Source organism: Streptomyces sp. NBC_00568 (assembly GCF_026341855.1).
Taxonomy (GTDB): domain Bacteria; phylum Actinomycetota; class Actinomycetes; order Streptomycetales; family Streptomycetaceae; genus Streptomyces.
In genome coordinates this window covers 6,463,576-6,482,313 of the sequence record NZ_JAPENW010000001.1, presented here as the reverse complement: position 1 = coordinate 6,482,313, position 18,738 = coordinate 6,463,576, and the positions used below count along the sequence as shown (strand labels likewise).

Sequence of the window (18,738 nt, the reverse complement as noted above, 5' to 3'; positions counted from 1 at the left end):
GCACAGGCCGTCCTCGGTCATCCCGCGGCCGGCGGCTGTGCGGCGACGCGCGGTGGGGCGTGGAGATGCTCGCCGACGCGCTTGACCAGGAGCGCCATCTCGTACGCCACGAGGCCGATGTCGGCGGTGACGGCGGTCAGGACGGCGAGGCAGGAACCGTCCCCCGCCGCGGCGACGAACAGGAAGCCCTCGTCCATCTCCACCATCGTCTGGCGCACCCCGCCCGCGCCGAAGTGGCGGCCCGCTCCCTTGGCAAGGCTGTGGAATCCGGAGGCCACGGCCGCGAGGTGTTCGGCGTCCTCACGCCGCAGACCGGTGGACGCGCCCACCGCCAGTCCGTCGTTCGACAGCACCACGGCGTGTCGTACTTCCGCCACGCGCAGCACCATGTCGTCCAGCAGCCAGTCGAGTTCGCCGGACCGGTGGGCGGCTCTCGTACTCGGGTCCTGGATCATGCGGGGTCTCCTTCGCTGCTGTCGCTGCCCGCTTCCGGGTCGGGGGTGGCGCCGACGCCGGGTGACCGGCCCCCGCCGCGTACCCAGCCGGCTCGGTACGCGGCCATACGCGCCCTTACGAGTTCGGGTGTGCGCTCGTCGTCCACTCCGGGCACCGGGGGTTCCACCTGCTCCTCGGCACGCTGTCCGCGCAGTTGGGGGGCCAGGTTCGCCTGGCGGACGCGCCGGGGAAGTTGGTCGGAGCTTTCGGGATCCTCCGGGGGACGGTGCAGCCTGAGCGCCGCGACTCCCGGAGGCGGGGTCTCCTGTGAACCGTTCGCCGGGGCTTCGGTGGCTCTCGGCCTCGGGGGGACCAGTGCGGGCCGCTCGGTGACGGGCCGGACGGCCTCCTGCTGCGGGACGGCCGACACGCGCGCGTACTCCCTCTCCACCGGCCTGTCCGCGTCGGCCTGACGGAGGGAACGTTCCGCCGGACCGTCGTGCAGCAGCGCCGTGGGCAGCAGAACGACCGCCGTGGTGCCCCCGTAGGGCGAGGTCCGCAGGTGCACCTTGATGCCGTGCCGGGCCGAGAGCCGGCTGACCACGAAGAGGCCGAGCCGGTCGCTGTCGAACAGGTCCAGCGCCTCGGACTGCTCGATACGCCGGTTGGCCTCGTCGAGCCTCTCCTTGCCCATGCCGAGGCCCCGGTCCTCGACCTCGATCACATAGCCGTTTCCGACGGGTTCGCCGGTGATCCGCACCTTGGTGTGCGGGGGCGAGAACTGGGCGGCGTTCTCGACGACTTCCGCCAGCAGATGGGTGAGGTCGGCGACCGCACCTCCGACCACGGCCGCCTCGGGGAGCTGCCGTACCTCCACGCGCGCGTAGTCCTCGACTTCGGAGACGGCCGCCCGGACCACGTTCGTCAGGGGGACGGGCCTTCGCCAGGCCCGGCCGGGCGCGGCTCCGGAGAGGATGATCAGGCTCTCGGCGTGACGTCGCATCCGTGTGGTGAGGTGGTCGAGCCGGAAGAGGTCGCTCAGCTCGTCCGGGTCTTCGGACCTGCGCTCCATGGTGTCCAGCAGATTGAGCTGTCGGTGCACGAGAACCTGGCTGCGCCGGGCGAGATTGACGAAGACCCCGGAGATGCCACCGGCCAGTTCCGCGCGCTCGACGGCGGCACGCAGGGCGGCTCGGTGCACGGTGTTCAGCGCCTCGGCGACCTGTCCGGTCTCGTCCTCCGAGGGCCGTCCCAGCGGGGTCTCGGCGTCCACGTCGACCGCCTCGCCCGCGCGCAGTCTGCGCATGGCCGCGGGGAGCTTTCGACGGGCGATCTCCAGGGCGCTGTCGCGCAGGCCGACGAGCTCGACGACGAGATCGCGTCCGATGCGCACGGAGATGATCAGCGAGGCGACGACGGCGGCGAGGCCGCAGAGGACCGCGGCACCGGCGGGGGTGAGCAGTGCCTTCCCGAACGGGTCGGCACGGTCCGCGACACCGCGGCCCGCTTCGGCATCGATCGTGCGCATGGCGTCCTGCACGCGCGCGTGGGCGAGGTTCCAGACGGTCTCCGGCGCGGCGTCGAGGGCCTTGGCGCCGGGGCGCGAGACGAGCACCTTGTCCTCGACGGCGCGCACGTCCCCGTACGCGCTCCCCTCCACGAGGTCGTTCCAGGCGGTTCGTTCGGGCCCGCTCAGATCTGTCGCGGCGCCGTCCGTCAGTGTGCGGCGGGTGTCGGCGGCCCCCGTGAACAGCCGTAGCCGCTCACCGTCGAGGGTCCCGGCGAGCCGGGCTCCGCCGAGCACGGCGTCCTCCTGGGCGAGGGCCTCTCCCGCCCGGGAGAGTTCGAGCAGAACGCGGTCGTCGGAGCGCAGGCCCGTGCCGGGGATGCCGGTGAGCGCTCCGTCGACACTGAATGCCGTCGCGATGGTCCTGGTGTACTGGCCGTACGCCTCGCCCCATCCGGTACGGCGGTCCAGTACGGCGGTGCGCAGCGGCCGCAGTCGCTCCGCCTCGGTGACGAAGGTGCCAAGCCGCCCGGCGACTCCGGCGGGCAGGTCGGCGCCGTCGGCGACGGTGTTGTGGTCCCCCAGGCGCAGCTTCGCCACGGCGCGGTCGGTGAGCCGCGAGAGGTCCTTGAACTCACTCGGCTGCACCGCGGCGGGGTCGGTCGCGTAGCGGACGGCCGCCGCCCGTTCCGCCTGGAGCGCGGCGACGGCGGTGTCGACGGGAGCCCGGACCGTCGAGTCCACGCGTTGCAGCTGGCGCAGCCGGGCGATGTCCTGCGCCGTGCTCACCGTGGCGAAGGCCCACAGGGCGAGCAGGGAGACGATCGGCACCATCAGCAGGCTGACGATCTTGGCCCGGACGGTGCGGGGCCGGATGTGCCACCGCCCTCCGCGGGCGGGTGTTTCCGGCGAAGGCCCGGCGGCCGGCTCGCCGATGTCGGTGCCCTCGTCGGCAGGCGGTCCCGCGTGCGCGCGGCGGCCGCGCAACGTGGGCGGTGGCTGGCCGCCGGCTGTGGTGGTCCTACGGGGTGTACGCATGGCCTCCTCGATCGGAGAGATTCGGGGCGTGCCGTCCGGGCCGGGTGGCTCCGGGCCCGCCGTCAGCGGGCGACGCTCTCGACCGGCCGCTGGGCCGGCGCGGGTGCTTCGCGCCGGTCGGACATCGGGGACAGCGCGACGAACGCCGCTGTGAGGAAGAGGTAGGACCCGAGGCCGACGGCGAGGGGGAAGATGAACTGCATCGCCGTGGCCCCGGGCAGGGCGCCGCCGGAGGGGCTGACGCGCACGCTCACCGCCATCATTCCGGTGTAGTGCATGCTGCTCACCGCACCGCCCATGACGAGAGAGGCGACGGCCACGGCGACGGGCGACCTGATGGAGAGCGCGGCCCACAGGGCGGCGGTCGCCGCGATGACGCCGATCACGACGGAGAGCCCGACGAGTGCCGGGTCGTAGCGCACCTGGCCGTGCATGCGCAGCGCCGCCATGCCCAGGTAGTGCATGCTCGCGACGCCGAGTCCGGTGGTGAGCCCGCCGAGGACGAGTGCGCGCCTCCTGTCTCGGCCGTATCCGACGGCGAAGAGGCCCGCGCCGACGACGGCCATGGCGATCAACAGGCTGAAGAGGGTCAGCGGCACGTTGTAGCGGATCTCGGTGCCGGTGACGCCGAAGCCCAGCATCGCCACGAAGTGCATCGTCCAGATGCCCGTGCCGATCGCGGAGGCCGCGGCGAGGAGCCAGTTGCGGCGTGACCGTCCGGCTGCGTCGAGCGCGCGGACCGTACACCGCAGTCCCAGTGCGGCACCGATGCAGGCCATCGCGTACGACAGTACGGGGGTCAGCCAGCCGAAGGCGGCGTGGTCCAGGTGTCCCATGACCCAGGGACGCTAGTGCGCATGGGGGCGCACAACTGGGGCGCATTTCGAAAGCTGTTGCAAAGTGACGAAGAGGTGCACCAGAGCGATCGCGTCAAGCTCGAACGTGTGCACCGCGTCATCCTTCGTGTCGGTGAGAGATCATGCGGCACATGAGCCACGACCACACACACGTCCAGGAGTTCTTCGCCGCGCGCGCCGCCGGCTGGGACACCCGGTTTCCCGACGACGGGCCCGCTTACGCGGCCGCGGTGGCGCGCATGGGGCTGCGCGCCGGTGACCGCGTGCTCGACGCGGGCTGCGGCACCGGGCGCGCCCTGCCTCCGCTGCGAGCGGCCGTGGGCGGCAGCGGGGTGGTCGTCGGAGCGGATCTGACCCCGGCCATGCTGGAGGCCGCCGTCCAGGCCGGACGGGACCGCGACGGGCGGCTGCTGCTGGCCGATGTCACCGGACTGCCCCTGTGTACGGAGTCGCTGGACGCGGTGTTCGCGGCCGGACTCGTCGCCCATCTGCCGAACCCGGGTGAGAATCTGAGGGAGTTGGCCCGGGTGGTGCGGCCCGGCGGCACGCTGGCCCTCTTCCACCCGATCGGCCGGGCGGCGCTCGCGGCCCGCCAGGGACGGCAGATCACCCCGGACGACATGCGTGCCGAGGCCAACCTGCGCCCCCTGCTGGCTGGTTCGGGCTGGGACATGACCTCGTACGTGGACGAGGACGCCCGCTTCCTCGCCCTCGCCGTACGCCGGGGATGATCGCCGGTGGAACCCTGCCCGTCAGCCGTCAGGCCGGGTCGGCGACGGCCGCCGCGAAGGCGTCGGGGTTGTCGAACATGATGTTGTGTCCGGCGCCCGGCACGTTGACGACACGTACCCCCGCCGCCTCCAGGCCTTCGGCGCCCGGCAGTTCACCGCTCAGCTCGCCCTGGAGATAGACGCGCTCCGCCGTCAGCCCGACGAGCAGCTGACGCATCGTGGGGCTGGTGCCCTGCATGAGCCCCTTCGCCGTGCGGTGCAGAGCGCGTGGATCGGCGAGGCGCATTGTCGCGGCCCAGGAGGGGCCGACCTTCTCGAGCACGCGCGCGTGCCCGCCGTTCCCGACGTAGTCGTCCTCCTCGTAGGAGGCGATGCCGCTGCTGCCCGCGGTCGCCGGAGGGTACGGGTCGAGGTTGGCCTCCACGAGGACGAGCCGTGAGACGAGGTCGGGCCGCCGGTCGGCGAGCACGATGGCGACGGCACCGCCCATGCTGTGCGCGACGAGTTCCGCCCCGGTCACACCGGCGTCGTCCAGGGCGACGGCCAGCGCCGCGGCGTGGTCCTCCAGGGTGTAGCCGAAGTCCGCGGGGCGGTCGCTGATGCCGTGCCCGGGCAGGTCGACGAACAGGGTGCGCCGGCCCGCCAGTTCGGGCCGGGCCGCGATGTGGGCGTTGTAGACCGTGGAGGCCGAGCCGAGGCCGTGCACGTACACGCGCGCCGGCCCGTCGCCCGCCGCCTCGGTCCAACGGATCCGGCTTCCCCTGCCATCGAACTCCGCCTGTCGCACAGCACTCCCCTGTTCGCCGTTGCTTCGTTTCTCCCAGCACCAGGAGAATACATCGGTGGCGAGGTATAGCGAAAGCGATGTACAACGCTGGTGCGGCAGAATGTGGTCATGCTGGAACTGGCCATCCTCGGATTTCTGTACGACGCCCCGCTGCACGGTTACGAGCTGCGCAAACGCATCACCGCCCTGACGGGACACGTGAAGCCGGTGGCGGAGAGCACGCTGTACCCCGCGATCAAGCGGCTGGAGAACGCGCATCTGCTGGAACGGGCCACACAGCCCGGCTCGGTGGCCGCCCCGCGTCACGTCCTCACGCTCACCGAGGAGGGCGGGCGCGAACTGCGCCGCAGGCTCGCGGAACCGGCGCGACGCGACATCACGGACGAGAACCGCTGGTTCACGGTGCTCGCCTTCCTGAGACACCTGGAGAACCCCGAGGCGCAGGCTGCCGTACTGCGTCGCAGGCTGGCCTTTCTGGACGAGCCCGCGAGCTTCTTCTACGACGGCGACCGGCCTTTGCGCGCCGAGGAGTTGGACGACCCCTTCCGGCGAGGCATCCTCACCATCGCGCGGGCCACGAGCCAGGCCGAACTGACCTGGCTGCGGACCACCCTCGACTCACTCGACGCGGCCGGCAGGTGAGGCGGGGCAGCCCCGCACACCGGGCACGGGGCAGGTGCCCAGCTCGGCGACGCGGTAGCCGTCCCGGTACCCCTTGATCTCCCAGTTCTGCCGGGCGAAGTGCGGGGAGCGACGCGGCGGCAGCAGCCGGACCAGCCGGCCGCGCGCGCGTACGGCACGCCGGACCAGCGCGCGCGTGGCATCGCCCGGGGGCTCGTAGCGGAAGGCGCGGAGCAGCGGCTCGTCGAGCAGGGCGAGGGTGGTGGTGCGCAGCAGGGGCGCGAGCGGACGCGGGTACCAGGAGGCCATCAGGTCCAGCGTCGCGTCCGAGACCCGCCGGGCGCCCTCGTCCCAGCCGAAATGGGCCTCTTCGTAGGCGTCGAGGCAGGCCTCGAACTCCTCGTACGTCCCGGGGATGTCCTTGATCCCCATACGTCGGCCCAGGGTGCGGTAGTGCCCGGCGGACGCGACGATCTCGTGGCGCGACAGCCTGCGCCAGCCGTAGGCCTCGATCCACCGTTTGGGCATCACCACGAACGTGCAGAGCACATAGCGCATGTCGTCGTTGCTGATGTCGTAGCTGCGGTGCATCTGGTTGATGCGGCGGATCGCGGTCCGGCCCTCCTCGCCGCCGAAACCGTGCTCGACGATCGCGTCGAGGAGCAGCGCGGTGTCGTCGTAGCGCTTCTGACCGCGGTCCGTGAGCTCCGCCGTCTCGGCGAGCAGCCGGCCGATGCTCGGCACGGCGTAGGTGCGGTAGAGCGCCAGTTCCAGGGCGCGGGTGAAGTCCCAGGGGAACTCGTACGCGGAGGTGAGCCGGTAGATGTCCGAGGCCTCCTTCTCCGGATCCATCCGCCGGATCTGTTCGAGCCGCTCGTAACGCTTCACCGGGCCGTCCCCCTTCTGTCTCCGCGACTCCAACTCTACGTTGAGTAGCAGCAGATGAACGGTCAGCGATCGATCACGCAGGGGGAAGGTGACCCGATGTCCGGCATATTCGGCAGGCTCCGCACGATGGGGCGCAAGAAGACGGCCGAACCGACCGAAGGGAACCCGCCGCCAGGGGCACGGCAGGCGAGGAAGCGCACCTACAACCTCTTCGAGGCGGCCGCGGTGTACGTGTCCGCGTGCGCGGAGGACAATCAGGAGCAGATCGACGAGGCGGCCGCCTGGGTGTCGCCCGAGGCGCTGTCCTTCGGTGTGAACGAGCTGGCCTGCCGGGCCGTGATCGCTCTCGCCCGGGAACGCGACGAGTCGCCGCAGGCGGTCGCCCGAACACTGCTCGGACTGCCCGCGGCCTGACCGGGGCGGGGTCCGCGAGGGCGTTTCGCCCCCGTCCAGCCGGATAGCTGCAGCTCCGCATGTGTTTCGGGCCCGTGACAAGCGCCTTCCGGTCGCTTAAGGTGCGCCGACAGATGGAGCGATCGGGAGGCTGGAATGGCCGGGACGGACGAAGACGCCGTCGCCACCGTGGACGACGACGCACTGTACGTGCTGACGGCGGTGTTGCTGACACCGGCGAAGTTCCCCAGTGTGCTGGGTGACGACTACCCGGAGGCCTGCGCGACGCTCGACCTCGCCCCGCTCGCAGAGGGGTACGGACTGGTGCTCGGCCAGGACGGAGAGGGCGCGCGGTGGACCGTCGTCATCGACGACGTCTCGCTGGTCGCCGTCGCCATCGCCTCCTGGGACTGCGGGATGGAGCACGAGCTGTCGCCGGACGAGCGGACGGTCGTCGCCGCACTGCCCGGCTGGCCCCTCGACGTGGCCGTATCGGCCCCCGGGGTACCGGCTCCGCACGATCCGTCGTCCGAGCTCACGGATCGGCCCCCGCTCAGTCCGCCGGACACCAGCACCTGGGGGCCGGCTCAGCGACGCCTCGGCGCTGACGAGATCGCGCTCCAGTGGGCGACGTGGCGCGAGCAGATCGACGACAGTGAGTTCGCGCCCTCGGACGGCGCCGAGGGGGCCAAGGCCCCGGACGACGCCGAGGACGGGGACGAGAGCGGTGACGGCGCGGACCGCACCGGTGTTCGCCGTGTTCTCGCCGAGGCGCGCTCGTACGTGGACACACCGCCCCCGCTGGGCCGTGTCCGCTCGTCCTTCGCCACGGGCGACGCTCGTACCCTGCGGGCCGACGGCCCCGGCTGGTCTCTCGTCGCCAGGACCGACGACATCGCGTTCGTCCTGCTCGACGAGGAACCCGGCGAGGTCCTGCCCGTCGGCCGCGGACCGGAGCTGCCCGGCCTCCTGGAGGCCCTGGACAAGATGGCGGTCCGCCCCAGCTGAGTGACCGCGCCACGCGGAGTCCCCGTGGCGCGGCCCTTGCCGGTCCGCCGCGTCAGCCTCTCCGACCCTCACCGGCCACGGTGAACCGAGGGGCGGCCGGCGCGGCGGTGGTCGCTCCTCAGCGACCGAGCTCCTTACGGGTGGCACGGCGCAGCCTGCGCCGCTGCGAGGGGTCAAGCGCCAGGTACGCGGCCGCCGGGACTCCCAGCACGATCAAGAAGGCGGCCCACCAGGGCAGCCAGATCAACAGGATCAGGCCGACCGCCACACCCCCTGCGGCGATCTTCGCGTTCTTCGACATATGTCGCCTCCTCCGCGGCTGCTGCCGCTCTCTGTCCTGAGAACGGGTCCCCGTGTCCCACGGTTCCGGACCGCGACCCTGATACGTCCCTGACGCGTGCCCCCTACGCGACCCTGAGAAGCCCCGACTCGTGCCCGCGGAACGTGGACCTTGCAGGAGTCGCACAGTCCGGTCCCGGCGCAGGAATCAGCCAACTCCAGGCAGCGCCCGCGCGCCAGGGGTTGGACACGGCCGGGTGCGTGGCGCCCGACCGTCACGCACGCGACCGGGAAGTACACGCAAAAGCTACGGATCATGGCCGGATACGGGTTCTCGTACACCCCCGGGCGTGCTGTAACCTCGGCGACCCGGCCCCCAGTAGTCAAATTTGAGGAATGCATCATCGCTGAGCAGAGGATTCCCGCGGCCACACCCGCCGAGATCTCCGAGCTGGCACGCTGCCGCGCCGTTTTCGTGCCCGCCGGTCCGTCGCGTACGGGCAGCATCGCGTTCTGGCACCCGACGGACGACGGGCCTTCCGTCGTTGCGTCCGGCTCCGCCGAGGACCTCACAGTGGTCCTGCCCGAGGAGGGCGGAGGCGTCGAAGCCGTGTCCGTGTCCGCCCTGCTGCTGCCGGTGAGGGACGCCCTGCCGGTCCTCACGCGCGCGCGTGCCGCCGCACACGCCCATCGGGCGACCTCGTTCTGGGGCGCGGCCGCCGTCCTCGCCCTCCAGTTCGCCGCCCGCGGGCTGCTGCTGCCCGGGCTCACGGCCGAGGACCACGACGTCTGGGGCGCCGGCCCGCTGCGCGCGGAGGACCTGGAGCGCGTGCGTGAACTGGCCGCCGCGATGCCGCCGGAGGCGCACGCTGTGCCGGTGGCGGGCACCGAACCACCGCTGCTGCCCGATCCGGAACGGCTGGTGCGTGCCTTCCTGGACGCCGTCGCCGACGCCCTTCCGCGTTCTCCGGCGGCGGCGATCGCGGCGGGTGGTCCGGCCTTCGCGGCGCCGGAGCCACAGCGCGTACCGCAGCATCGCGCGTGGGCCAGGGAGGTGGCCGCGGTTCACGACGCGGACGTACGGATCTCTCTGCGCGTGGAGGTGCCGGGGCTGGCGTCGGCCGTGCCGGAGGAGACGCGGATGCCGTTCCGGGCGGTACTGCAACTGCACAGCGTCAGTGATCCCGCTCTCGTCGCGGACGCCTCGGCCGTGTGGGCCGGGTCCTCGCCCCTCGGCCCGCGCGCGCGGATGGACGCCCTGCTCGCGCTGCGGCGCGCCGTCCGGGCCTGGCCGCCCCTGGCTCCGCTGCTCTCGGCCGCCGTGCCCGATTCCGTCGAACTCGCCGATGAGGAGGTCGGTGAACTCCTCGGAGCCGGCGCCCGGCTGCTGGCACTCGCCGGTGTCGAGGTGCACTGGCCGAAGGAGCTCGCACGGAAGTTGACGGCCCGGGCGGTCGTCGGCCCGCACGAGGACGCCGGTGGTCCGGGCGGGATCGCGTCGGACAGCGAGGACGGCTTTGGAGCCAAAGCGTCCTCGGACGCCCCGTCGTTCCTGTCGGCGGACGCCCTGCTCTCGTTCAACTGGTGGTTCGCACTGGGCGACCAGCAGCTCACGCGGCAGGAGCTGGACCGGCTGGCCGAGGCGAACCGTCCCATCGTGCGCCTGCGCGACCAGTGGGTCCTCGTCGACCCTGAGGAGGTACGCCGTGCACAGGCCCAGCGGGACCGCCGGGTCACCCCCGTCGAGGCGCTGAGCGCCGCTCTGACGGGCTCTGTGGAGGTCGACGGCGGACGGGTCGCCGTCGAGCCCACGGGGTGGCTGGCGGCACTGCGGGTGGCCCTGGCCGATCCCGAGGGACAACGGCCGGTCGGGCAGCCCGCGGCGCTCCGCGCGACCCTGCGCGACTATCAGTCGCGGGGCCTCAACTGGCTGGCCCGGATGACCTCCCTGGGCCTGGGCGGCTGTCTGGCCGACGACATGGGCCTCGGCAAGACGATCACGCTGATCGCGCTGCATCTGCACCGGCAGACCGACGAATCGGCCGCGGGCCCGACGCTCGTCGTCTGCCCGGCCTCCCTGATGGGCAACTGGCAGCGCGAGATCGAGAGGTTCGCCCCCGGCACCCCGGTACGCCGTTTCCACGGTTCCCGGCGCAGCCTGGAGGACCTCGGCGACGGCGAGTTCGTGCTGACGACGTACGGCACCATGCGACTCGACGCGCCACGGCTCGGAGAGGTGTCCTGGGGCCTGGTGGTCGCGGACGAGGCCCAGCACGTCAAGAACCCGTACTCGGCGACCGCGCGGGCGCTGCGCACCATCGGGGCACGCGCGCGCGTGGCGCTCACCGGCACCCCGGTGGAGAACAACCTCTCGGAACTGTGGGCGATCCTCGACTGGACGACACCGGGCCTGCTGGGCCGGCTCGGCACCTTCCGCACCCGCTACGCGCAGGCTGTCGAGGGCGGGAAGGACCCCTCGGCCGCCGAGCGACTCGCCCGGCTCGTCAGCCCGTTCCTGCTGCGCCGCCGCAAGTCGGACCCCGGCATCGCACCCGAGCTGCCGCCGAAGACCGAGACCGACCGTGCCGTGGCGCTCACCAAGGAGCAGGCCGGGCTGTACGAGGCGGTGGTGCGCGAGACCCTCGCGGAGATCTCGGGCGCGGACAGCATGGCCCGGCGGGGTCTGATCGTGAAGCTGCTGACCGGCCTGAAGCAGATCTGCAACCACCCCGCGCAGTTCCTCAAGGAGGAGGGGCCGAGGATTCCCGGCAGGTCCGGGAAGCTGGAGCTGTTGGACGAACTGCTCGACACCATCCTCTCGGAGGGGGCGAGTGTTCTGGTCTTCACGCAGTACGTGCAGATGGCACGCCTCATCGAGCGCCATCTCAGCGCGCGTGCCGTGCCGACGCAGTTCCTCCACGGAGGAACGCCCATCCCTGAACGCGAGGCGATGGTGGAGCGCTTCCAGGAGGGCGAGATCCCGGTCTTCCTCCTGTCGTTGAAGGCCGCCGGCACGGGGCTGAACCTCACGCGCGCGGAGCACGTCGTGCACTACGACCGCTGGTGGAACCCGGCCGTCGAGGCGCAGGCAACGGACCGCGCGTACCGCATCGGCCAGAACCGGCCGGTCCAGGTCCACCGGATCATCGCCGAGGGGACGATCGAGGACCGTATCGCCGACATGCTGCGCCGCAAGCAGCGGCTGGCCGACGCCGTCCTGGGCGCCGGCGAGGCGGCGCTCACCGAGCTGACCGACGCGGAACTGGCCGACCTGGTGGAACTGCGAGGGGGCGCACGATGACGGACCACGACAAGGAGCGCACGTTCGACGCGCTGCCGCCCGCGCACGGACGGGGTTTCGCGCAGACGTGGTGGGGCCGGGCCTGGCTGACGGCGCTGGAGGACGCGGCGCTGGACTCGGGGCAGCTGAAGACGGGGCGCCGGCTCGCGCGAGCGGGGGCGGTCGGCGCGGTGTCGGTGCGGCCCGGGCGGGTCACCGCCGTGGTCAAGGACCGTGACGGCACCGCCCATCGCGCGGACGTCCTGCTTCAGGAGCTGTCCGGGGAGCAGTGGGAACGCTTCCTGGACATGGCCGTGGAGCGCGCCGGGCACATCGCGGCGCTCCTCGACCGCGACATGCCACCGCACCTGGTCGAGGACGCGGCGGCCGCCGGAGTCGAACTCCTGCCGGGGCTCGGCGATCTCGACGCGGAGTGCGACTGCGGCGCCTGGGACCACTGCGGCCACACGGCCGCGCTCTGCTACCAGGTGGCCCGGCTGCTCGACCAGGATCCGTTCGTACTGCTCCTGATGCGCGGGCGCGGTGAACGCACCCTCCTGGACGACCTCCAGGAGCGCGGCCGACAGCCCGTCCACGAGCCGCGCGACGAGCGTCAGGAAGGGGTGGACGCCGCCGAGGCGTACGCGGCCGGTGACATCCTGCCCCCGCTGCCCGGCCTTCCCTTCCTGCCCGACGAGCCCGGAATTCCGCCGTCCTTGGACACGGACGCGGCGCCCGCTCCCGGAATCGATCCCGCCGCTCTGGAGTTCGTCGCCGCCGCGGCCGTGGGCGAGGCACACCGGCTGCTGGCCGAGGCGCTGTCGCCCGGACACGAGGAGCATCCGGTGGAGGCGGCACCGACCCTGGCCCAGGACGCGGTCCGGCTGGCCGCGGGCGACCCCGACGAGGAGACCGCCCGGCGGCTCGCCGCGGGCTCGGGGCGCGAACGCGAGGACCTGCGCCTCGCCGTACAGGCCTGGCGGTACGGGGGTCTCGCGGCGCTGTCGGTCCTCGAGGACGAGTGGCCCGTCGAAGGGGAAGCACTGACACGCGCGCGTGCAGCCCTGCAGGCGGCCTGGGACGAGGGCGAACGCCCGAGGCTGCGCGCGGCCCGCAACCGCTGGACGGCGGTCGGTACCTCCACGCAGCTGCGGCTCGGACACGACGGCAGGTGGTGGCCCTACCGCAAGGAGCGGGGCCGCTGGACCCCTGCGGGACCGGCGGTCAGGGACCCGGCGACCGCCCTCGCCACGACCGAGGAAGACCCGACGAGTGGTTGACGCCCGGCGTTCACCTTCAAGTCGCCCACCGTTCGACGCCGGGGCCAACTGTGGCCGCTGTCAACGAACTTGTGCCTCAGGAGGCCTGATGTCCCCGCATGCCGTCGGCCGGCGCCACGTCCACCGATCCGTCGCCCTGGGCATGCCGCTCGCCGTGCTGGCCGCCTTCGTGGTGGCGGGCACCGCCGACGCGACGTCCGGACCCGTCCAGCCGCGGGTCACGCACACCGCGACGCTCGGAGACCTGCCCCTCGGCACGTTCAGCAACACGCTGCTGCCCGGCACGGTCAACGACGACCGCGGTGTCGACCTCGGCGGCATCGGCAGCGACCTCTACCCGGCCGGACGCAAGGGCGAGTTCTGGACGGTCACCGACCGGGGGCCCAACGGCCAGATCAAGGTGGACGGCAAGAAGCGACGGACGTTCCCGGTACCGGGCTTCGACCCGGCGATCGTGAAGATCCGGGTGTGCGGTGACAGCGTGAAGGTGCTCGCCGCGATTCCGATCACCACGTCCTCCGGGAAGCCGGTCACCGGGCTGTCCAACCAGGCGGGACGCGACGAGGCGCCGTACTCCTACGACGCGCAGACCCCGCTCGCGTACAACCCGAACGGCGTGGACACCGAGGGCATCGTGCGGGCGAAGGACGGTTCGTTCTGGCTCGTCGACGAGTACGGCCCGTCGCTGATCCATGTCTCCGCGCGCGGGAAGGTGCTCACGCGCTATGTGCCCAAGGGGCTCGGTCTGACGGGCACGGACTACCCGGTCGTCGAGGCGCTGCCCGCCATTCTGCTCCACCGGAAGATCAACCGAGGCCTCGAAGGGCTCGCCCAACTCCCGGACGGCGAACTGGTGATGGCCCTGCAGAGTCCGCTCTCGCTGCCGGACGGAGACGCGGGAGACGCTTCGCGCACGACGCGGCTGCTGCGCTTCTCACCCAAGAAGCGGGCTGTGACCGCCGAGTACGCGTACCGCTTCGACCCGGTGAACGTGGTCGATCCGAGCGAGGACGACACCTCCGAGCTGAAGATCTCCTCCGTGGTGGCCCTCGGCCGCGACCGGCTGCTCGTCGAGGAGCGCACCGACAAGGCGGCCCGGCTGCAGACGGTACGGCTCACGCGCGACGCGGACATCCTCGGCGGCCCGTGGGACAGCGACACGACATCGCCCTCCCTGGAGCAGTTGGACGACCCGGCGTCGGCCGGTGTTCCGGTGCTGGGCAAGCGTCTTGTCGTCGACCTGGGCACCGTCGCGGGGGTTCCCGGCAAGATCGAGGGCGTCGCGCGCGTGGACCACGACACACTCGCCCTCATCAACGACAACGACTTCGGAATGACCGACGGGACCGGCGCCTTCGACGCGCAGGGCCGGCTCGTGGACAGCGGTGTCGAGACGAGCGTCACCTACGTACGGCTGCCGCGCGGGATCTGATCCCGGCCTCGTGTGCTCGGCACGCGGGCGTGGACGATGGACAGCGGCCACGCCCGCGTGCCGATCATTTCAGCGGCTTCGTGAGTTTGTGGGTGCCCTTGCCGACGTCCGCGGCCAGGCTGCAGGCGACTTTGTCGATGCCGACCTTGTAGCCGCCGGAGTCCGGGTACTGAACGAGCGTGTCCCGCACCGTCCCGGCGGCCTGGCCGGCCGCCTTTCGCTCCAGAGGCCCCTGACACAGCGTGGACGCGGCCTTCTTGAGAGCCGCGTTCGTCTTGTAGGTGCCGTCGAGTTCGGCGACCTTCACGACCTCCGCGTCGTGCGGTTCGGTGCACGTGCGCTTGACCGCCTGCCCCGGCAGGCCGTCGTCCGTGTCGAAACAATCGCCCTTCTGGAGCATGTAGTAGGGCACTTCGTCGTCCGCGAGCGACGGTAAGAGCGATTCCAGATCGGTGGGCACGAGTTCGGTGGGTACGAGTTCGGTCGGCAGGTCCGAGGGAAGCGAGGGCACGACACTGGGCAGGCCCGAGGGAAGGGAGGGCAGTGCGGACGGCAGACTCAGCGAGGGACTCGGCGACCGCCCTGTGCTCTCGGTGGGGGTCTTCTTGTCGTTGGTGCCGCCTCCCGTGGCCGCCACCGCCACGGCGACGATGACGCCGATGCCGACGATCACGGCGACGACGAGGACCAGGGTGTTGCTGCGCCGCCCTCCGCGATGACCGCCGGGTCCTCCCGGCGGTCCGGGAGGCGGTCCCGGAGGCGGCGGTGGCGGCCATCCCCCGCCGCCCTGCCCGGGAGGCCCATCGCCCCCCTGTGACGGCGAACCGTAGTCCCCCGAGGGAGGTCCGCCACCCCCCGGAGGAGAGCCGTAGCCACCCGGGGGCGGACCATAGCCGCCCGAGGACGGCGGGCCGTAACCACCCGAGGACGGGGGACCGTAACCACCCGAGGGCGGAGGGCCGTAGACCCCGGACGGCGGCTCCGGAACAGCACCTCCAGGGGGCGGCGCCGCTCGCGGCGACCATGGAGGCTGAGGCGGTTCGGGCGACATGGCCATACCGCCAAGAGTCGCCGCGAACCGGTCATGGCGCGACCCCTGTGCGGAAGTTGATACGGACTCATGTCATGGACCGCATGATTCCGGTGAATTCCATACGAAGATCGACAGCCGAGCAGGGCGGACCGGACCCGCCCGTAGGCGGGTCCGTGCACCCGGGGAGGGGACCCGATCAGCCCCGCGCGCCCAGGAGATGGTCCATCGCCAGCTGGTCCAGCTGCTCGAAGGCCATCCCGCGCGCGGCCGCGGCCTCGACGTCGAAGTCCTCGAAGGCGGCGCGGTCGGCGAGCAGCCCCGCCAGGCCGTCCTCCGCGGTGGGCTGCGCCAGCTCGTCCAGACGCGAGGCGCGCAGCGCCTCCTGGACCTCGGGGTCGGCCCGGAACGCGGCCGAACGCTCGCGCAGGATCAGGTAGTTGCGCATGCAGCCCTCGGCCGACGCCCACACGCCGTCGAAGTCCTCGGTCCGCGGCGGCTTGAAGTCGAAGTGCTTCGGGCCCGCGTAGCCGGCGCTCTCCAGAAGGTCGACCAGCCAGAAGGCGGCCCGCAGATCGCCCGCGCCGAACCGCAGATCCTGGTCGTACTTGATGCCGGACTGGCCGTTGAGGTCGATGTGGAAGAGCTTGCCCGCCCACAGGGCCTGCGCGATGCCGTGCGGGAAGTTCAGCCCGGCCATCTGCTCGTGACCGACCTCGGGGTTGACGCCGTACAGCTCCGGGCGCTCCAGGCGCTCGATGAAGGCGAGGGCGTGACCGACGGTGGGGAGGAGGATGTCGCCGCGCGGCTCGTTCGGCTTGGGCTCGATCGCGAACTTCAGGTCGTAGCCCTGGGAGATCACGTACTCGCCGAGGAGGTCGAACGCCTCCTTCATGCGGTCGAGGGCGACGCGTACGTCCTTGGCGGCCCCTGACTCCGCGCCCTCCCGGCCACCCCAGGCGACGTACGTCTCGGCGCCGAGCTCGACCGCCAGGTCGACGTTGCGGATGGTCTTGCGCAGCGCGTAACGGCGCACATCCCGGTCGTTCGAGGTGAACGCGCCGTCCTTGAAGACGGGGTGCGTGAACAGGTTGGTGGTGGCCATCGGCACCTTGAGGCCGGTGGCGTCCAGGGTCTGCCTGAACCGCTTGATGTGCGACTCGCGCTCACTGTCCGAGGATCCGAAGGGGATCAGGTCGTCGTCGTGGAAGGTCACTCCGTAGGCGCCGAGCTCGGCCAGGCGCTGCACCGACTCGACCGGGTCAAGGGCGCGCCGGGTGGCGTCGCCGAACGGGTCCCTTCCCTGCCAGCCGACGGTCCACAGGCCGAAGGTGAACCTGTCCTCGGGGGTGGGCTGGTAGTTCATGCTGCGGCTCCTTGCTAGCTCCGACTATTTCGTCATGGCAGTTTACAAATTAGTATGCGGACGCTTCCCTGGGAAGAGACGAAGTACGAAACCCTGGTCACGTCGGTCCAGGGACGAAGCGCGGGATCCGGGCCGTGGCGGCCTGGACAGCCCCGTGACCAGGACAGATCCCGCGGAGCCGCGGAAGAGGGAGAGCCCGATGTCAGCAGCCGAGGGTCCGCTCGTCGTCGGGGTGGACTCGTCCACCCAGTCCACCAAGGCACTGGTCGTCGACGCGTCGACCGGACAGGTGGTGGCGAGCGGACAGGCGCCGCACACCGTCTCCACCGGGGCGGGCCGCGAGAGCGACCCCCGCCAGTGGTGGGACGCGCTCTGCGAAGCGCTGCGCCAGTGCGGTGACGCCGCGCACGAGGCCGCGGCGGTGTCGATCGGCGGGCAGCAGCACGGGCTCGTGACGCTCGACGCGCGGGGCGAACCCGTACGCCCCGCGCTGCTGTGGAACGACGTGCGCTCGGCACCGCAGGCGCGTCGGCTGGTCGAGGAGCTCGGCGGCCCGAAGTCCTGGGCCGAACGGACCGGCAGCGTGCCGGCCGCGTCCTTCACGGCAACGAAGTGGGCCTGGCTGGCCGAACACGAGCCGGACGCCGTCCGGGCGACGGCGGCGGTCCGCCTGCCCCACGACTACCTCACCGAACGACTCACCGGGCAGGGCACCACCGACCGCGGCGACGCCTCGGGCACCGGCTGGTGGGCATCCGGGACGGAGGCGTACGACGAGGAGGTCCTCGCCCACATCGGTCTCGACCCCGCCCTGCTCCCCCGCGTCGTCCGGCCGGGCGAGGTGGCCGGAACGGTGCACGCCAAGGGTGAGCTCCCGTTCTCCAGGGGCACCCTGGTGGCGGCCGGGACCGGGGACAACGCGGCCGCCGCGCTCGGCCTCGGACTGCGCCCCGGCACGCCGGTCGTGAGCCTCGGCACCTCGGGCACGGTGTACGCCGTCTCGACGCGCCGTCCCGCCGACCCGAGCGGCACCGTGGCGGGGTTCGCGGACGCGCACGGCCACTGGCTCCCGCTGGCCTGCACACTGAACTGCACGCTGGCCGTCGACCGGGTGGCCGCGCTGCTCGGCCTCGACCGCGAGGCCGTCGAGCCGGGTTCCTCGGTGACGCTGCTGCCCTATCTGGACGGCGAGCGCACACCGAACCTGCCGCACGCCTCGGGACTGCTGCACGGGCTCCGGCACGACACGACGGGCGGGCAGCTGCTCCAGGCCGCCTACGACGGCGCCGTGCACTCCCTGCTGGGCGCCCTGGACCTGGTGCTGGACGCGGACGCCGACCGCTCGGCGCCGTTGCTGCTGATCGGCGGCGGTGCGCGGGGCAAGGCCTGGCAGCAGACCGTACGCCGGCTCTCGGGCCGGCCCGTTCAGGTGCCCGAGGCCAGGGAACTGGTCGCGCTCGGCGCCGCCGCCCAGGCGGCGGGTCTGCTGACCGGAGAGGACCCGGCGGCGGTCGCCCGGCGCTGGGGCACCGCCCGCGGGCCGGTGCTCGACGCCGTGGAGCGGGACGAGGAGACGCTCGCGAGGATCACCGGGGTACTCTCCGACGCGGCCCCGCTGCTCGAACGGGAGCCGAACAGGAACTGACCAGGATCGACCGGGCCGCCCCGGCGGGACCGGTTCCCACGAGTGCCGGTCCCGCGTGAGCGGGCCCGGCTGCGGGGTCACCCACCGGGCCTCTCACGACGAGAGACCGCCCGGTGGGGACCGGCACCGAGAGAGGCCGACGGGAACGGCCGGACGAGGAT

The 18,738-nt window shown here is 72.2% G+C and carries 16 protein-coding genes; 8 read left to right on the top strand and 8 right to left on the bottom strand.

Going from position 1 to position 18,738, the window contains the following annotated elements:
- Positions 1–17 precede the first annotated feature (17 nt).
- The 3 genes from OOK38_RS28270 to OOK38_RS28260 all read right to left on the bottom strand — a co-directional run bounded on the left by OOK38_RS28270 (position 18) and on the right by OOK38_RS28260 (position 3,816).
- Positions 18–455, bottom strand: coding sequence for a roadblock/LC7 domain-containing protein (locus OOK38_RS28270; protein WP_266755904.1), 438 nt, complete (start codon positions 453–455; stop codon positions 18–20).
- Positions 452–2,980, bottom strand: a complete 2,529-nt coding sequence (locus tag OOK38_RS28265) for a nitrate- and nitrite sensing domain-containing protein (RefSeq protein WP_266755905.1) — start codon at positions 2,978–2,980, stop codon at positions 452–454. Before OOK38_RS28265 ends, OOK38_RS28270 begins: the two co-directional genes overlap by 4 nt.
- A gap of 62 nt (positions 2,981–3,042) precedes the next feature.
- Positions 3,043–3,816, bottom strand: coding sequence for an MHYT domain-containing protein (locus OOK38_RS28260; RefSeq protein ID WP_266755906.1), 774 nt, complete (start codon positions 3,814–3,816; stop codon positions 3,043–3,045).
- Positions 3,817–3,968: 152 nt separating this feature from the next.
- Between OOK38_RS28260 and OOK38_RS28255 the strand changes: the two genes are divergently transcribed.
- Positions 3,969–4,568, top strand: a complete 600-nt coding sequence (locus OOK38_RS28255; protein ID WP_266755907.1) for a class I SAM-dependent methyltransferase — start codon at positions 3,969–3,971, stop codon at positions 4,566–4,568.
- A 28-nt stretch (positions 4,569–4,596) separates the two neighbouring features.
- Here OOK38_RS28255 and OOK38_RS28250 read toward each other — a convergent pair whose 3' ends face one another.
- Positions 4,597–5,355 (bottom strand): alpha/beta fold hydrolase, encoded by a 759-nt coding sequence (locus OOK38_RS28250; RefSeq protein ID WP_266755908.1) that lies wholly within the window; start codon positions 5,353–5,355, stop codon positions 4,597–4,599.
- Positions 5,356–5,463: 108 nt separating this feature from the next.
- On the opposite strand from OOK38_RS28250, the gene OOK38_RS28245 reads away from it, so the two are divergent.
- Positions 5,464–5,997, top strand: a complete 534-nt coding sequence (locus tag OOK38_RS28245) for a PadR family transcriptional regulator (protein ID WP_266755909.1) — start codon at positions 5,464–5,466, stop codon at positions 5,995–5,997.
- Here OOK38_RS28245 and OOK38_RS28240 read toward each other — a convergent pair.
- Positions 5,974–6,864, bottom strand: coding sequence for an oxygenase MpaB family protein (locus OOK38_RS28240; protein ID WP_266755910.1), 891 nt, complete (start codon positions 6,862–6,864; stop codon positions 5,974–5,976). The two genes, OOK38_RS28245 and OOK38_RS28240, sit on opposite strands and share 24 nt — an antisense overlap.
- A 126-nt stretch (positions 6,865–6,990) precedes the next feature.
- Between OOK38_RS28240 and OOK38_RS28235 the strand changes: the two genes are divergently transcribed.
- On the top strand, positions 6,991–7,278 hold the full coding sequence (locus OOK38_RS28235) for a hypothetical protein (protein ID WP_266765575.1): 288 nt from the start codon (positions 6,991–6,993) through the stop codon (positions 7,276–7,278).
- 135 nt (positions 7,279–7,413) lie between these two features.
- Positions 7,414–8,265, top strand: a complete 852-nt coding sequence (locus OOK38_RS28230; protein WP_266755911.1) for a hypothetical protein — start codon at positions 7,414–7,416, stop codon at positions 8,263–8,265.
- A gap of 118 nt (positions 8,266–8,383) precedes the next feature.
- Here OOK38_RS28230 and OOK38_RS28225 read toward each other — a convergent pair whose 3' ends face one another.
- Positions 8,384–8,566, bottom strand: a complete 183-nt coding sequence (locus OOK38_RS28225) for a hypothetical protein (RefSeq protein ID WP_261703155.1) — start codon at positions 8,564–8,566, stop codon at positions 8,384–8,386.
- Positions 8,567–8,860: 294 nt separating this feature from the next.
- On the opposite strand from OOK38_RS28225, the gene OOK38_RS28220 reads away from it, so the two are divergent.
- From OOK38_RS28220 to OOK38_RS28210, 3 genes are all read left to right on the top strand, one after another.
- Positions 8,861–11,845: a DEAD/DEAH box helicase gene (locus OOK38_RS28220; protein WP_266848888.1), complete on the top strand. Its 2,985-nt coding sequence runs from the start codon at positions 8,861–8,863 to the stop codon at positions 11,843–11,845.
- Positions 11,842–13,104, top strand: a complete 1,263-nt coding sequence (locus OOK38_RS28215) for an SWF or SNF family helicase (RefSeq protein WP_266755913.1) — start codon at positions 11,842–11,844, stop codon at positions 13,102–13,104. Before OOK38_RS28220 ends, OOK38_RS28215 begins: the two co-directional genes overlap by 4 nt.
- A gap of 88 nt (positions 13,105–13,192) precedes the next feature.
- Entirely contained in the window at positions 13,193–14,536 is a 1,344-nt protein-coding gene (locus tag OOK38_RS28210; protein ID WP_266755914.1) for an esterase-like activity of phytase family protein, read from the top strand.
- A 64-nt stretch (positions 14,537–14,600) separates the two neighbouring features.
- Here the strand turns inward: OOK38_RS28210 and OOK38_RS28205 are convergent, their stop codons facing one another.
- Both OOK38_RS28205 and xylA read right to left on the bottom strand, forming a co-directional pair.
- Positions 14,601–15,209, bottom strand: a complete 609-nt coding sequence (locus tag OOK38_RS28205; protein WP_266755915.1) for a hypothetical protein — start codon at positions 15,207–15,209, stop codon at positions 14,601–14,603.
- A 556-nt stretch (positions 15,210–15,765) separates the two neighbouring features.
- Positions 15,766–16,932: a xylose isomerase gene (gene xylA, locus OOK38_RS28200; RefSeq protein ID WP_266755916.1), complete on the bottom strand. Its 1,167-nt coding sequence runs from the start codon at positions 16,930–16,932 to the stop codon at positions 15,766–15,768.
- Positions 16,933–17,131: 199 nt separating this feature from the next.
- Between xylA and xylB the strand changes: the two genes are divergently transcribed.
- Positions 17,132–18,577 carry a xylulokinase gene (gene xylB, locus OOK38_RS28195; RefSeq protein ID WP_266848886.1) on the top strand — a complete coding sequence of 482 codons (1,446 nt, stop codon included), beginning with the start codon at positions 17,132–17,134 and terminating at the stop codon, positions 18,575–18,577.
- The last annotated feature ends 161 nt before the right edge of the window (positions 18,578–18,738 follow it).

What these genes read in the sequence shown, in the direction of transcription:
- OOK38_RS28270 (WP_266755904.1), bottom strand. Translation starts at nt 455, where the DNA reads ATGATCCAGGACCCGAGTACGAGAGCCGCCCACCGGTCCGGCGAACTC.
- OOK38_RS28265 (WP_266755905.1), bottom strand. Translation starts at nt 2,980, where the DNA reads ATGCGTACACCCCGTAGGACCACCACAGCCGGCGGCCAGCCACCGCCC.
- OOK38_RS28260 (WP_266755906.1), bottom strand. Translation starts at nt 3,816, where the DNA reads ATGGGACACCTGGACCACGCCGCCTTCGGCTGGCTGACCCCCGTACTG.
- OOK38_RS28255 (WP_266755907.1), top strand. Translation starts at nt 3,969, where the DNA reads ATGAGCCACGACCACACACACGTCCAGGAGTTCTTCGCCGCGCGCGCC.
- OOK38_RS28245 (WP_266755909.1), top strand. Translation starts at nt 5,464, where the DNA reads ATGCTGGAACTGGCCATCCTCGGATTTCTGTACGACGCCCCGCTGCAC.
- OOK38_RS28235 (WP_266765575.1), top strand. Translation starts at nt 6,991, where the DNA reads ATGGGGCGCAAGAAGACGGCCGAACCGACCGAAGGGAACCCGCCGCCA.
- OOK38_RS28230 (WP_266755911.1), top strand. Translation starts at nt 7,414, where the DNA reads ATGGCCGGGACGGACGAAGACGCCGTCGCCACCGTGGACGACGACGCA.
- OOK38_RS28225 (WP_261703155.1), bottom strand. Translation starts at nt 8,566, where the DNA reads ATGTCGAAGAACGCGAAGATCGCCGCAGGGGGTGTGGCGGTCGGCCTG.
- OOK38_RS28220 (WP_266848888.1), top strand. Translation starts at nt 8,861, where the DNA reads ATGGCCGGATACGGGTTCTCGTACACCCCCGGGCGTGCTGTAACCTCG.
- OOK38_RS28215 (WP_266755913.1), top strand. Translation starts at nt 11,842, where the DNA reads ATGACGGACCACGACAAGGAGCGCACGTTCGACGCGCTGCCGCCCGCG.
- OOK38_RS28210 (WP_266755914.1), top strand. Translation starts at nt 13,193, where the DNA reads ATGTCCCCGCATGCCGTCGGCCGGCGCCACGTCCACCGATCCGTCGCC.
- xylA (WP_266755916.1), bottom strand. Translation starts at nt 16,932, where the DNA reads ATGAACTACCAGCCCACCCCCGAGGACAGGTTCACCTTCGGCCTGTGG.
- xylB (WP_266848886.1), top strand. Translation starts at nt 17,132, where the DNA reads ATGTCAGCAGCCGAGGGTCCGCTCGTCGTCGGGGTGGACTCGTCCACC.